The following is a 13,795-nucleotide window of genomic DNA, read 5'->3' as shown; positions in this document are numbered from 1 at the left end:
CCGCTGTGCACAGCGCGCGCGTTCAGGGTGCGGCCGTCCCGTTCACGGTTTGCGCGCCACGCCGCACAGCGCGATGACATCCCCGGAGGCACGGTCGTCCGCGGGGTCCGGCCGCCAGTCGTTGAGGGGAACGACACCGGGGTCGAGCAGCTCCAACCCCTCGAAGAAGCCGGCCAGTTGCCGAGGATCGCGCAGATGGTACGGGGCCGCGCCGCTCTCGTTGTAGAGGTGGGTGGCTTCGGCATTGGCCTCGTTGGTGTCCACACTGTCGTTGAACGCGAGGTAGCTGCCGGAGGGCAGCGCCGCCATCAGCGTGTCGACGATGCGCCGGGCTTCGTCGTAGTCGGCTATGTGTCCGCTCACCTGCATCAGTGTCAGCGCGACCGGTTGTGTGAGGTCCAGTGTTCTCGACGCCTCGCGCAGGACGGCTCGGGGGTCGTGCAGATCGGCGTCGACGTAGTCGGTCGCCCCTTCGGGGGTACTGGTCAGCAGCACCTGGGCATGGACCAGGACCAGGGGGTCGTTGTCCACATAGACGATGCGGGACTCGGGCGCGACACCCTGGGCGATCTCATGGGTGTTGTCGAGCGTCGGCAGCCCGGTGCCGATGTCGAGGAACTGCCGGATTCCGGCCTCACCGGCCAGCCGGCGCACGGCGCGGCCGAGAAAGGCCCGCGAGTCGCGGGCGAGGTCGGTGATGCCGGGGAAGACCTCACGGAACGCGTCCCCCGCCACGTGGTCGACGGGGTAGTTGTCCTTCCCGCCGAGCCAGTAGTTCCAGATCCGGGCCGAGTGCGGCACCGTCGAGTCGATCTTCGCCGACGCCGCCGCGTCGGGGGCGGACGAGTCCTGCGTCACCGGCAACCTCCTTGTGGGCAACAGTTGTTGGCCGTGACGTCCCACGCCGAACACGACGCGGAGTACAACCTAGAACCATCGTCCCCGCCGAGTCACCGGCGAGATCGAGACGCGGTGCGCACGGCTTCAGCCGCTCCGGGCGCACGGCACCGCCGCCGGGCGAACTCAATGAACGTAATGATCAAGCCATGGGTTTTCGCCCGGCCGCTCCTTAGCATCGGCGCGTCGCGCAAAGGCGCGCCGACGAGGAGAGGGAGAACACGCCATGGACAGGACCAGGCCGAGCACGAAGGGGAGCCCTGACGGAGTCCGTCAAGGGGTCCGGACGAGGTCCGGTTTCTTCCAGCGCCGCGGTACGGCGGTGGCCGCGGGCCTCGCGGGCCTCCTCCTGGGCACACTCTCCGGACCTGCCGCCGCCACCTCGACCGGGACCGGGACCGCATCCACGCCCTCGTCCGCGTCCTCGTCCGCGGACGGACCGGCAGCCGTGGAGTGCCCGGCGAACCTCACGGGGAAGGCCACCTGCTACACGGGGCGGGCCGCCGACGGCGCCTACTACGCGATCGCCGTCCCGAAGAACTGGAACAGCTCCCTCGTCGTGCACGCGCACGGAGGCCCGGACCTCGGCGACGGGTCCGACCCGGAGCGCAGCACCGGTGACCTGGAGCGCTGGTCGGTGATGGTGGACGAGGGCTACGCCTGGGCCGGCTCGTCGTACCGTCGCGGCGGTTACGGGACCCGGATGGCCGCCGCCGACACGGAGAACCTGCGGCGCCTGTTCGTCGAGGAGTTCGGCGCCCCGAAGCGGACCTATGTGCACGGCCAGTCCTGGGGCGGCGACGTCGCCGCGAAGGTCGTGGAGACGTACGGCGCGGGCAGGCGCGGCCCGTACGACGGGGCCCTGCTCACCAACGGGGTCCTCGGCGGTGGTTCACGCGGCTACGACTACCGCGTCGACCTGCGGGTGGTGTACCAGTACTACTGCGCGAACCACCCTCGTCCCACCGAGGTCCAGTACCCGCTGTGGGAAGGGCTGCGGGAGGGCTCGACCATGACGTCCGCCGGGCTGGGCGCGCGTCTGCAGGAGTGCACGGGCTTCGAGTCGTCGCCGCAGGAGCGGACCGCGGTGCAGCAGCGCAACCTGGACGACATCCTCGCGGTCACGGGAGTGCCCGAGCGCACCCTGGAATCGCATCTGCGGTTCGCGACGTTCACCTTCCGCGACATCGTGCACAACCGGCTCGGCGGCCGCAATCCGTTCAGCAACCAGGGCGTGCGTTACTCCGGTTCGCATGACGACAAGGCGCTCAACGCGGGCGTCGAGCGGTTCTCCGCCGACCCCACGGCCGTACGCGACCTCTCGTACGACAGCGATCTGACGGGCAAGGTCGACATTCCGGTGCTCACGCTGCACGCGATCGACGACCCGACGGCGTTCGTCGAGCACGAGTCGGCGTACCGGGACAGCCTCCGTGGCGCCGGCCGGGAGCAGAACCTCGTGCAGTCCTTCTCCCAGGAGCACGAACACAGCGGACTGAGCGACTCCGAGTACGCCAACTCGATCTCCGCGCTGGACTCCTGGGTGCGCTCCGGCAAGAAGCCGACGGCCAGGTCCCTCGCGGCGTCCTGCCCCGCGTTCGACGCCGAGTACGGCACCGGTTGCTTCTACGACCCGGACTTCCACCCGGGCCCGTACGCGTCGAAGGTCAACGCCCGCCCCGGCGGCCTGCGCTGGCCGGCCATGACAGCCACCCAGGAAAAGTCCTGGAGCCACATCCCCGACGTAGGCATCGCCCCCTGACCTCAGGGCGCGGGGACCGGGGACCGGCGCGATCTTTCAGGGGCGCGGGGAACTGCGCAATCCTTTAGGCGCGCGGGGAACTGCGCGACCAGCCACACCCCACCCGCACCCGCACCCGACGAACAACCCTCAGCCCCCCGAAGCCACCACCGGCAGCGGCTCCGACAGCCCCTCCAGCCACTCCCGCCATTCCGGCGCCCGAGAAGCCGCCCCCACCTCCATCGCCCGCCCCTCCCACCCGACCACCGACCGCAGCCCGTGCAAGGCGTTCACCAGCCACACCTCCCGCCCCGCCAGTTCGTCCAGCGTCCGCTCCCGATGCGCCAGCCGCACCCCGTCACGCGACGCCCGCTCCTGGACGAGCCCCGTGGTGACACCGGCCAGCACCGGCAGATGCGGCGGCGGCAGGCACAACGTGTCGTCCTCCCACCACAGCACGCTGGAGACCGCCCCCTCCAGCACCACCCCGGACGGGGAGATCAGCACCGCCTCCCCCGCACCCTGCCCGGACGCCCGCTGCCGGACCCGCGCCAGGGTGTCCAGGTCGGGCCCCTTGCGGCGCGGCACGGTACGCGGATCGGGCTGCCCCGCCGCCCACACCCGTATCTCGGAGGTGAGCGGCGGGGCGTGCCTCAGCAGGAGTCTCAGCTGGAGGGAGCCCGCCACCAGCTCCACCCGCGGGAACCAGAACCCGGTACGGGGCAGCGCCGCCGTCATGTCCTGCCAGAAGTCCGTGAGTTGTTGGAGAGTCGGACCTCCGCAGTCGCCGCAGGCCCGCAGGAACCGCTCCCGGTGCCGGTCGAGGCCACGCACCCGCCCGTCCCTGACCAGCCAGGAGTCCGCGACCAGCAGTTGGGTGTCGGCCGCGAGCCCCGCGATCAGCCCATGGCCGGGCACCCACGCCAACAGTCCCTCTGCGGTTGCCGGTTGTGTCATCAAAGAATCTCTCCTCTCGGTACACCCGTAGGTACGTCCGCCGACGCCGCTGAATTCATCCACCAGCACGTTCGGTACCCCGGGAGCACCCGCACACCACCTACCGCGCCCGCGGCGCCGCCGTACTGTCCCGCACCACGAGCCGGGTCGGCACGAGCGTGGTGCCGTGCTCCGGCGCGTCCTGGTCCATCTGCCGCAGCACGCCCTCCACGCAGCGCCGGCCCACCTCGGCGAAGTCCTGGTGGACGGTGGTCAGGGGCGGCAGGAAGGAGCCGGCCTCGGGGATGTCGTCGAAGCCGATGACGCTGACGTCGTCGGGCACGTACCGGCCCCGCTCGTGCAGCGCCCGCAGCAGACCGAGCGCCATCTGGTCGTTGGCCACGAACACGGCGGTGCAGTCCCGCCGCTCGGCCAGTTCGAGTCCGGCCCGGTAGCCGGACTCGGCCGACCAGTCACCGCGTACCAGCGGGGGCGCGGTGCGGCCCGCCTCGGTGAGCTCGGCGCGCCAGGCGTCGGCCCGGCGCTGCGCCGCGAAGGACTCCTCGGGGCCCGACAGGTGCCAGACCGTGTCGTGGCCGAGGCCGAGCAGATACCGTACGGCGTCGCGGCTGCCGCCGGCCTGGTCGGTGTCGACCACGGTGTAGCGGTCGCCGGCGTCCGAGTCGGCCACCACCACCTTGATGTGGGGCGGCAGGGAGAGGGTCACCGCGTCGAGGAGGTGCACCTCCAGGATGACGATGACGGCGTCGACGGCCAGCTCCCCCAGCCGGGAGAACGCGCCGCGCACCTCGTCCTGGGTGGGCACGGCGACGGGCAGCAGCGTCACCGCGTAGCCCTCGTGCGCCGCCGAGGTCGCGATCGCCTCCAGTGTGCGGACGTTGCCGGTGGTCGAAAGGCCGAAAGTGATCACGCCTATGGTGCGGAACTCGCCACGCTTGAGCGCGCGGGCCGCGCTGTTGGGCCGGTAGCCCAGTTCGCGCATGGCGGCCAGCACCTGCTGCCGGGTCTCCTCGTTCACACCCGCGTAACCGTTGGAGACCCGCGAAACGGTCTGTGAGGAGACGCCCGCCAGCTGGGCGACGTCCGCCATGGAGGCGCTCTGTGTCCGGCGGGAGGCCCGTTTCCTGGCGGGCGCCGCCGCCCGCTGCCTGTTCGCCGAGGCGCTGTCCGCTGTGTCCACCCGTCTCCCTCGCCGTCCGGTCCGCGGTTTCCTCAAATGACTCTTGACCACCGTCAACGGGGCAGTGTAGACATGCCGCCATCAGATGTTTACGTAAACATAACAGGCCACGAGTCCTTCCGAGTCGCCTCGTTTACGCAGACGTCATCGGCGCGCGGCGCCGGGTTTTCGCGAGAGGGACGAGCGAGGAACGACATGACGACGTTGCAACCGCCGGTGGCTGCCGAGCCGCAGCCGCGCAGGGCCCGGCCCCCGGCCGCGGGTGACCGCCGTTCCTGGACGGGATGGGGTTTCATCGGTCCTTTCGTGGCCGTGTTCGCCCTCGTGTTCCTGGCCCCGATCGCGTACTCGATCTATCTCAGCCTGTTCCGCGACCAGCTGATCGGCGGCACCCAGTTCGTCGGCGTGGACAACTACCAGCAGGCCCTGCAGGACGACCAGTTCTGGGCCTCGCTCGGCCGGGTCTCGCTCTTCCTCGCCGTCCAGGTGCCGATCATGCTGTTCATCGGCCTGCTGATCGCGCTGGCGCTGGACAGCGGCCGTCTCTACGGCACGGACTTCTTCCGCATCACGATCTTCCTGCCGTACGCCGTGCCCGCCGTGGTCGCCACCCTGATGTGGGGCTTCATGTACGGCACCAAGTACGGACTGGTCGGTGACATCAACGACGCGTTCGGGGTCACGCTGCCCGACCCGCTCTCCAGCGACCTGGTCCTGGCGTCCATCGGCAACATCGTGACCTGGGAGTTCGTCGGCTACAACATGCTGATCTTCTACTCCGCGCTGAAGGTCATCCCGAACTCGCTCTACGAGGCCGCGGAGATCGACGGCGCCGGGCAGATCCGGGTCATCACCGCCATCAAGCTCCCCGCGATCCGGGGCGCCCTCGTCATCGCGACGATCTTCTCGATCATCGGCAGCTTCCAGCTGTTCAACGAGCCGAACATCCTGCGGCCGCTGGCCCGCAACGCGATCACGACGGACTACACCCCGAACTTCTACACGTACTCGCTGTCCTTCAACGGCCAGCAGCACAACTACTCCGCGGCGGTCGCCATCATCATGGGCCTGATCACCATGGTCATCGCCTATGTCGTGCAGCTTCGCGGCATGCGCAAGGGAGCGTGAACCCCGTGAGCGGCACGAACAGCACGAGCAGTACGGGCACCGGCAGCACGAGCAGCACGAGTGGTTCGCCCACCACCGCCTCCCCGGCCGTGTCCGTCCCGGCCGCCGGTCCGGCCAAGGGTGTGCCCCGGCTGCGCAAGCGGCGCGAACAGCCCGCCGGGCGCCCCAGGCGCAGTGTCCTGCTGACCGTGCTCACCGGCCTGGTCCTGGTCTACACCGTGGTGCCCCTGGTGTGGCTGCTGATCAGCGCCACCAAGACCCAGGAGGGGCTGGCCGACTCGTCCGGACTGTGGTTCGCCGACGACTTCGCCCTCTGGGACAACATCGCCGACACCTTCACGTACAACGACGGCATCTTCGGCCGCTGGCTCCTGAACACCCTGATGTACGTCGTGCTCGGGGCCGGCGGGGCCACCTTCCTGGCGATCCTCGGCGGCTACGCGCTGGCCAAGTTCACCTTCCCCGGAAAGCGCGCCGTCTTCGCCGTGGTGATCGGCGCCGTCGCCGTCCCGGGGACCGCGCTGGCGGTGCCGACCTTCCTGATGTTCAGCAAGATGGGACTCACCGACACCCCCTGGGCGGTGATCGTCCCCTCGCTGGTCTCGCCCTTCGGCCTGTATCTGATGTGGGTGTTCGCCACCGAGGCCATCCCCGTCGAGCTGCTGGAGGCGGCGCGCATCGACGGAGCGGGTGAGGCGCGCACCTTCTTCCGGGTCGCCCTGCCGCTGCTCGCCCCGGGCATCGTGACCGTGCTGCTGTTCACCACGGTCGCCACCTGGAACAACTACTTCCTGCCGCTGATCATGCTCAAGGACCCCGACTGGTATCCCCTGACCCTGGGTCTGAGCGCCTGGAACTCCCAGGCCGAGACGATCGGCGGTGACGTGATCTTCAACCTGGTGATCACCGGCTCGCTGCTCACCATCGTGCCCCTGATCGCCGCGTTCCTGCTGCTGCAGCGGTACTGGCAGTCGGGACTCGCCGCGGGAAGCGTCAAGGAATGACCCGCCCACAGGCCCCCACCCCCCTCGGTTCCACCACCGTCACCCTGTCCCGCCCACGAAGAAGTGGAAGCATCTCCATGCGCAGAACGACCAGCCGCCTGATGCGCGGCCTCGCCGTCCTCTCCGTCCTCGCCCTGGGGGCGACCGCCTGCGGTGGCTCCGACGACGACAGCTCCGGCTCGAAGCCGGTCTCCGCCGACGACGTCCAGGCCGCCCTCAAGAAGGGCGGCTCGGTCACGGTCTGGGCCTGGGAACCCACGCTGAAGACGGTCGCCGCGGACTTCCAGAAGAAGTACCCCAAGGTCAAGATCAACCTGGTCGGCGAGCGGTCGGGCGACAAGCACTACACCGCCCTGTCGAACGCCATCTCGGCCGAGAAGGGCGTCCCCGACGTCGCCCAGGTCGAGTACTTCGCACTGGGTCAGTACTCCCTCACCAAGGGCCTGAGCGACCTGGCGCCCTTCGGCGCCGACAAGCTCAAGGACAAGTACACGCCCGGTCCGTGGAACGCCGTGAGCGAGGGCGACAAGGTCTACGGCCTGCCGATGGACTCCGGCCCCATGGCGCTGTTCTACAACAAGAAGATCTTCGACAAGTACAAGATCACGGTGCCGACCACCTGGGACGAGTACGTCGAGGCGGCCCGCAAGCTGCACAAGGCCGACCCCAAGGTCTACATCGCCAACGACGCCGGCGACGCGGGCTTCACCACCAGCATGCTGTGGCAGGCCGGTTCGCGTCCCTACAAGGTCGACGGCACCAAGGTCGGCGTCGACTTCTCCGACGCGGGCGCCAAGAAGTACACCGACACCTGGCAGAAGCTGATCGACGAGAAGCTCCTCGCGCCGATCAACGGCTGGACCGACGACTGGTACAAGGGCCTGGGCGACGGCACCATCGCCACCCTGGCCAGCGGTGCCTGGATGCCGGCCAACTTCGTCACCGGCGTCCCGAACGCCTCAGGTGACTGGCGCGCGGCGCCCATGCCCGCCTGGACCAAGGGCGACAAGGCGAGCGCGGAGAACGGCGGCAGCTCGCTGACCCTGCCCGCCCTGGGCAAGAACAAGGAACTCGCCTACGCCTTCGTGGAGTACGCCAACTCCGGGGCCGGCGTGCAGAGCCGGGTCAAGGAGGGCGCCTTCCCGGCGACCACCGCCGAGCTGCAGACCGACGCGTTCCGCAACACCGAGTTCGAGTACTTCGGCGGCCAGAAGGCCAACGAGATCTTCGCGGACTCCGCCGCCAACGTCTCCGACGACTGGTCGTACCTGCCCTTCCAGCAGTACGCCAACTCGATCTTCAACGACACCGTCGGCAAGGCCTACGTCGGCAGCACCAAGCTCTCCGACGGCCTGAAGTCCTGGCAGGACGCCTCCGTCAAGTACGGCAAGGAGCAGGGCTTCACCGTCGAGTAGCCGCGCACCGTCGGGCCGGCGTCCACCGCCGGCCCGGCGAGGCATGCCCCGCGCCCCCTGTGAAACCCCGGAAGGACCACGATGATCTCCACCCTCCTGTCCCGGCTGGACGGGCCGGACGGTGACCGCACCCCGCGTCTCGCCTACGGCGCCGACTACAACCCCGAGCAGTGGCCTCGCGAGGTGTGGGAGGAGGACGTACGGCTGATGCGTGAGGCCGGCGTCAACCTGGTCTCCGTGGGGATCTTCTCCTGGGCCCGCATCCAGCCTGCCCCGGACCGGTGGGACTTCGCCTGGCTCGACGAGGTCATGGACCTGCTGCACGCGGGCGGCATCGGGGTCGACCTGGCCACCGCCACCGCGTCCCCGCCGCCCTGGCTCACCACGGCCCACCCGGAGATCCTTCCGGTGACCGCCTCCGGTGAGACGGTGTGGCCGGGGGCGCGGCAGCACTGGCGGCCCACCTCGCCCGTCTTCCGCGACCACGCGCTGCGCCTGGTGCGGACGATGGCCGAGCGGTACGCGGACCATCCCGCGCTGGTGGCCTGGCACGTCTCCAACGAGCTGGGCTGCCACAACGTCTACGACTACTCGGACGACGCGGCCCGTGCCTTCCGCGCCTGGCTGCGCGCCCGCTACACCACGCTCGACGCCCTCAACCACGCCTGGGGCACGGCCTTCTGGTCGCAGCGCTACAGCGACTGGGAACAGCTCCTGCCGCCCCGGCTCGCCGCCTCGCACCCGAACCCCACCCAGCAGCTGGACTTCAAGCGCTTCTCCTCCGACGCGCTGAAGGAGTACCTGATCGCGGAGCGGGACGTGCTGCGCGAGATCACCCCGGGTGTGCCGGTCACCACCAACTTCATGGTGATGGGCAACACCAAGGGCATGAACTACCCGGACTGGGCGGGCGAGATCGACTTCGTCTCCAACGACCACTACGTCCACCCGGGCCCGCAGGACCGCGACGAACTGTCCTTCTCCGCCAACCTCACCAGCGGGACAGCCGCGGGGCGCCCCTGGTTCCTGATGGAGCACTCCACCAGCGCGGTCAACTGGCAGCCCGTGAACGTGGCCAAGCTCCCCGGCGACCTGGCCCGCGACGCGCTGCTGCACGTCGCGCACGGCGCCGACGCCGTGTGCTTCTTCCAGTGGCGCCAGTCGGCCGCGGGCGCCGAGAAGTACCACTCCGCGATGGTGCCGCACGCCGGTGCCGACAGCGAGGTCTTCCGCTCGGTCGTGGCCCTGGGGCAGACCCTGCGGACGCTGGCACCGGTCGCGGGCTCCGAGCGCGAACCGGCCCGCGTGGGCATCGTCTACGACTGGGACTCGTGGTGGGCCAGCGAGCAGGACTCGCACCCCAGCGCCCTGCTCGACTACCGCCAGGAGGCGCTGGACTGGTACGCGGCGCTCCACGCCCTCGGCGTCCGGGCCGACGTCGTGACCACCACGGCCGACCTCGGCCGGTACGACGTCCTGATCGCGCCGGTGCTGCACGTGGTCCCGGCGACGCTGGCCAAGGAGCTCACGCGGTACGCGGAGACCGGCGGGCACCTGGTCACCACCTACTTCTCCGGAGTCGTCGACGAGAACGACCACGTCTGGCTCGGCGGCCACCCGGGCGCCCTGCGTGAGCTGCTCGGCATCCGCATCGAGGAGTTCGGCCCGCTGCTCGAAGGTGACTCGGTCGAACTGGACGGCGCCGCCGCGGGCACCCTGTGGACCGACCGCGTCACGGTCACCGATCCCGCGGTGGACGTGCTGGCGCGGTACCGCACCGGCGCGTACGCGGGGCGGCCCGCCGTCACCCGCCGTACGGTGGGCCGGGGCTCGGCCGCGTACGTCTCCACCCGGCTCGGCGCCGAGGGGCTCGCCGGTCTGCTGCCCGCGCTGCTCGGCCCGGCCGGCGTCGAGAGCGAACTGCCCGCCGCCGCACGGGGCTCGGTCGAGCTGACCGTACGCCGCGGCCCCGAGGGCCGCTTCCTGTTCCTGGTCAACCGGACCGACGCGAGCGTGACCCTGCCCGGTCTCGCCGGGGAGGTCCTGACCGGCGACACCGACGAGCGGGGCGGTCTCGTCCTGGGCCCCAGGGCCGTCGCCGTACTGCGGCAGCCCGCCGGCTGAGAGCGGTGAACGAACGGACCGCACGGCGACGGAGAGTCACCGTGCGGTCCGTTCTCGCGCTGAGCGCGCCGAGCGCGCTGTTCCTGCGGGGCTGCGGAGTCCCGCGCCTCACCGCCTGCGGCCCTTGGCCGCCCACCCGCTGCCCACTCCGGCGACGTGCAGGGCCAGCACGGTCAACCCGATGAGCATGACGTTCGTCGAGGTGAAGGTGTCGTTGGTCGAGATGTCCGCGGCGTTGATCAGGAACGCTATGAAGAACAGAACTGCGGCTGCGATGCCGAGCACGGATCCTCCCCTTTTCCGGTCGAGCGACGGGACCGGCTCCCGTCGTCGCCCTCCGTGTGCCCCGGCCCGGCCGAAACAGGCACGGGCGACGGCCGGACCGTGAACGGAATCGCCCGTGTCCGGGCACCCATGACTCGGTCCGATCGTGGTACTCGCCGGTCACACGGGAATCACGCGGGACCACCGCACACCGGATGACCGACCATCCCCACCGGACCCGGACGAGTAAGCCCCTCGGCGTCGGGAAGCAGCGGTGGAAGCACAGGATCAGCACAGCCTCGCGGGGAACGGGCTGGGGAAGGCGCAATGGCGACCGAGCCGCGTTGGGACGACAAACTGCCTTCTGAGGAGACGTACGCCAGGACGACCGCCTTCGCCGGTGAGCTGCCCGATGTGACGGGGGCCCGGCTCGCGGCGGAGGAGTTCCTGCTCGCGCTCACGCGTACCTCGCCACCGGCCGCCCCGGAGCACTGGGACGACATCCTGCTGGTCGTGACGGAGCTGGCGGCCAATGTGGTGCAGTACGCGCCGGGCCCGTTCGAGCTGCGCCTGCGGCGCACGTACGACGGCGTGCACGTGACCGTGCACGACACCAGCACCACACCGCCCGCGCCCCGCCCCTTCCGTCCCGGCCGGGGAGACGGAGGCGTCGGGTGGCATCTGATCCACACCCTGGGTGAACAGGTGAGTGTGGTGGTGGCCGACGAGGGCAAGGACATCCACGTGTTCCTGCCGTGGTGAGATCCGCCGCCGGCCGGAGTCAGGCCGTGGGGGCCTGCCGCGGCGGCAGACTCCGGTAGTACTCGCCGACACCGGCGAGATACACGGGGTCCAGCGACTCGCGGTCGGTGCGGAACCGCGGCGCCTCCTTCACCTCTTCCTCGGTGCACGCCACCGTGATCTCGTGGGCGTCCGGGGCGACGGCGGTGACGACACCCACGGGAATCAGGACGCTCCTGCCGAACAGCCAGCCGCCGGTGTCCACGATCAGGTGCCGCATCCCGGACTCGTCCACCTGCCGGTCCACGTGCCCGATCGTTCCGTCGTCCGCGACGACCGTGAACCCCTTGAGCAGCAGTCCCTCCGCGTACCCGCTGTCCGATGCGTACGACCAGATTCTGTCGGTGGTCACGTCGCTCCCTCTTCCCGTGGTCCGGTGCCTTGCCGAGCACGGCCGCCGGTGTGGGCCGGCCGCCTGTCCTCGGGCAGCCAATACCCTGCTGCCGGACCGGCATTCACCGCGGTTTCCGCGCAGGTCGAGAAAGTACGAGGCGTGCCCCTCGCGAGGCAGGGAACCAGGAGGACTGGACAACTCCCAGGGAGGGATGAGGAATGACGTCGTCGCACACCGGTCCCCAGTACACCGTTCCCGGGCTCAGTACCCAGGACGGCGGGAAGGTGATCGAACTGCTGCGGCTCCGGCTGCACGCGCTCAATGACCTTTCGCTCACGCTCAAGCACATCCACTGGAATGTGGTCGGCCCGCACTTCATCGCCATTCACGAAATGCTCGACCCGCAGGTCGACCGGGTCCGGGCCATGGCGGACGACACCGCCGAACGCGTCTCCGCGCTGGGCGGGGTGCCCGCGGGCACGCCCGGCGCCCTCGTCGCCGAGCGGACCTGGGACGACTACGACGTCGGGCGGGCCGACGCGATCGCGCATCTCGGCGCCCTCGACCTGGTCTACACGGGCATCATCGAGAGTCACCGTGCGGTGCTCGCCGAGGTCGGCAAGTTCGACCCGGTGACGGAAGACCTGCTCATCGAGCAGTTGCGCTCCCTCGAACAGTTCCAGTGGTTCGTGCGGGCGCACCTCGAAAGCTCCGGCGGCGCCCTGGCCACGGCAGGTGCCCGGACCGAGAACCAGGCGGCGCACGCGGCCGAGCAGGACGGTGCGCGGTAACGGCGGCCGACCGCGCGGGGCCCGGATCCGTTTCGTCCTGGATCCGGGCCCCGCGCACGCGTCGGGCGCGTCAGGCGCGTGAGAGGTAGCTGCGGGTCGTCGTGCCGTCGTCACCGGTGTGCAGGCGCACCAGGTCCGAGAGGTGGTGGACCAGCAGCAGGCCACGACCGCCGATCTGGTCGGAGCGCGCCGGGCGGCGGCCCGCGAGCGGGTCCGAGAGCCGGCCGACGTCCTGGACCTGGCAGACGATCTGGTCGTTCTCCGCCCACAGGAGCAGTGTTCCGCCGCCGCCCGCGTGCACCACGCTGTTCGTGGTCAGCTCGGCGACGACGAGGGCCAGATCCTGCAGCCGGGCCCCCCTCATCCCCCGTTCCCGCGCCTGGGCGAGTGCGAAGTCCCTGACGCCCGGGAGCGTTCCGGCGTCGAAGGGGAACACGGCCGCGCCGGGCGGATGACGCAGGGGTTCGTTGTAGCGCGCGAGCACCTCGCCGGGGTCGTACGCGTCGCTGGGGCGTCGGTGCCCCTGGGCGATGAGGACCGGGTGGGTGGCGTGCGCGTCGGCGAGTACGTCCGCGGGCAGCGACCGGGCGTCGTACGGACACAGGATGATCGCGTCCCGCCCGCGGAACGCCTCGTTGATCAGGGCCTCGTGCTGGACGCAGGCGGGATACTCGGCGGCGCTGCGACCGGCCCAGACCGGTTCCCCGACGATCCGGACGCGGACATCCGTGCGGGGGTCGGCGAAGGCCCGCAGGACGGACGGGATGATGCGGCCCGGGTTCCGGCCGGCCACGGCCATGTCGACGAGGTGCACGGCTCGTGCCGCCCGTCCCAGTTCCGAGGTGATCAGCGCGAGCCGCGCGGCGGGCGCGGCCACCGCGACGGGCTCCGCCGCGGCCAGCCCCTCCAGCAGGAACGGGACCGTGCCCGCCAGGTACTCCTGGTCGTCACGGTAGAAGAGCGCGGGGTGCACGAAAGGGTCGCCGGTTCCTGGCTCGGCGGCCGTCGTCGTCATGTCGGCCCTCCCGTCCTGACAGCGGCCTCCCCGACGCACCGTCGGTACTGTCCGTCAGGATCCCCCTGATCCGCGATCCACGATACGCCGTCGCACTGGCGTTCCCTCGTCGCTCCGGCCGGGCGCGGCGCACTGGGTGCCGGG

General features: G+C 70.4%; 13 protein-coding genes. 7 read left to right on the top strand and 6 right to left on the bottom strand.

Going from position 1 to position 13,795, the window contains the following annotated elements:
- Positions 1–42: 42 nt before the first annotated feature.
- Positions 43–858, bottom strand: coding sequence for an SAM-dependent methyltransferase (locus ACLVWQ_RS36000; protein WP_414113472.1), 816 nt, complete (start codon positions 856–858; stop codon positions 43–45).
- A gap of 265 nt (positions 859–1,123) precedes the next feature.
- On the opposite strand from ACLVWQ_RS36000, the gene ACLVWQ_RS35995 reads away from it, so the two are divergent.
- Complete coding sequence (locus ACLVWQ_RS35995; protein WP_414113471.1) at positions 1,124–2,659, top strand: hypothetical protein; 1,536 nt, start codon at positions 1,124–1,126, stop codon at positions 2,657–2,659.
- A 129-nt stretch (positions 2,660–2,788) separates the two neighbouring features.
- On the opposite strand, the gene ACLVWQ_RS35990 is transcribed toward ACLVWQ_RS35995, so the two are convergent.
- Positions 2,789–3,595, bottom strand: a complete 807-nt coding sequence (locus ACLVWQ_RS35990) for an aminotransferase class IV (RefSeq protein WP_414113470.1) — start codon at positions 3,593–3,595, stop codon at positions 2,789–2,791.
- Between the two features lie 100 nt (positions 3,596–3,695).
- Positions 3,696–4,685 (bottom strand): LacI family DNA-binding transcriptional regulator, encoded by a 990-nt coding sequence (locus tag ACLVWQ_RS35985; RefSeq protein WP_414113689.1) that lies wholly within the window; start codon positions 4,683–4,685, stop codon positions 3,696–3,698.
- A gap of 285 nt (positions 4,686–4,970) precedes the next feature.
- Here ACLVWQ_RS35985 and ACLVWQ_RS35980 point away from each other — a divergent pair, with 285 nt between their 5' ends.
- From ACLVWQ_RS35980 to ACLVWQ_RS35965, 4 genes are all read left to right on the top strand, one after another.
- Positions 4,971–5,903, top strand: coding sequence for a carbohydrate ABC transporter permease (locus ACLVWQ_RS35980; protein WP_414113469.1), 933 nt, complete (start codon positions 4,971–4,973; stop codon positions 5,901–5,903).
- A gap of 89 nt (positions 5,904–5,992) precedes the next feature.
- Positions 5,993–6,907: a carbohydrate ABC transporter permease gene (locus tag ACLVWQ_RS35975; protein ID WP_414113688.1), complete on the top strand. Its 915-nt coding sequence runs from the start codon at positions 5,993–5,995 to the stop codon at positions 6,905–6,907.
- Positions 6,908–6,984: 77 nt separating this feature from the next.
- Positions 6,985–8,322: an ABC transporter substrate-binding protein gene (locus ACLVWQ_RS35970; protein ID WP_414113468.1), complete on the top strand. Its 1,338-nt coding sequence runs from the start codon at positions 6,985–6,987 to the stop codon at positions 8,320–8,322.
- A gap of 81 nt (positions 8,323–8,403) precedes the next feature.
- Positions 8,404–10,446 (top strand): beta-galactosidase, encoded by a 2,043-nt coding sequence (locus tag ACLVWQ_RS35965; RefSeq protein ID WP_414113467.1) that lies wholly within the window; start codon positions 8,404–8,406, stop codon positions 10,444–10,446.
- 108 nt (positions 10,447–10,554) lie between these two features.
- On the opposite strand, the gene ACLVWQ_RS35960 is transcribed toward ACLVWQ_RS35965, so the two are convergent.
- Positions 10,555–10,731, bottom strand: coding sequence for a hypothetical protein (locus ACLVWQ_RS35960; protein ID WP_414113465.1), 177 nt, complete (start codon positions 10,729–10,731; stop codon positions 10,555–10,557).
- Positions 10,732–11,037: 306 nt separating this feature from the next.
- Here ACLVWQ_RS35960 and ACLVWQ_RS35955 point away from each other — a divergent pair, with 306 nt between their 5' ends.
- The gene (locus tag ACLVWQ_RS35955; RefSeq protein ID WP_414113464.1) at positions 11,038–11,472 is read left to right on the top strand and encodes an ATP-binding protein; all 435 of its coding nucleotides are present in this window, start codon (positions 11,038–11,040) and stop codon (positions 11,470–11,472) included.
- A 19-nt stretch (positions 11,473–11,491) separates the two neighbouring features.
- Here the strand turns inward: ACLVWQ_RS35955 and ACLVWQ_RS35950 are convergent, their stop codons facing one another.
- The gene (locus tag ACLVWQ_RS35950) at positions 11,492–11,863 is read right to left on the bottom strand and encodes a PRC-barrel domain-containing protein (protein ID WP_414113463.1); all 372 of its coding nucleotides are present in this window, start codon (positions 11,861–11,863) and stop codon (positions 11,492–11,494) included.
- A gap of 200 nt (positions 11,864–12,063) precedes the next feature.
- On the opposite strand from ACLVWQ_RS35950, the gene ACLVWQ_RS35945 reads away from it, so the two are divergent.
- A complete protein-coding gene (locus ACLVWQ_RS35945; RefSeq protein WP_414113462.1) occupies positions 12,064–12,636 on the top strand; it encodes a Dps family protein in 573 nt (190 codons plus the stop codon).
- Between the two features lie 70 nt (positions 12,637–12,706).
- Here the strand turns inward: ACLVWQ_RS35945 and ACLVWQ_RS35940 are convergent, their stop codons facing one another.
- A complete protein-coding gene (locus ACLVWQ_RS35940; protein WP_414113461.1) occupies positions 12,707–13,651 on the bottom strand; it encodes an anti-sigma factor RsbA family regulatory protein in 945 nt (314 codons plus the stop codon).
- Between the last annotated feature and the right edge of the window lie 144 nt (positions 13,652–13,795).

Source organism: Streptomyces sp. CWNU-52B (assembly GCF_047444975.1).
In the GTDB taxonomy this organism is placed as follows: Bacteria; Actinomycetota; Actinomycetes; order Streptomycetales; family Streptomycetaceae; genus Streptomyces.
This window is presented reverse-complemented; position numbering and strand designations above follow the sequence as displayed.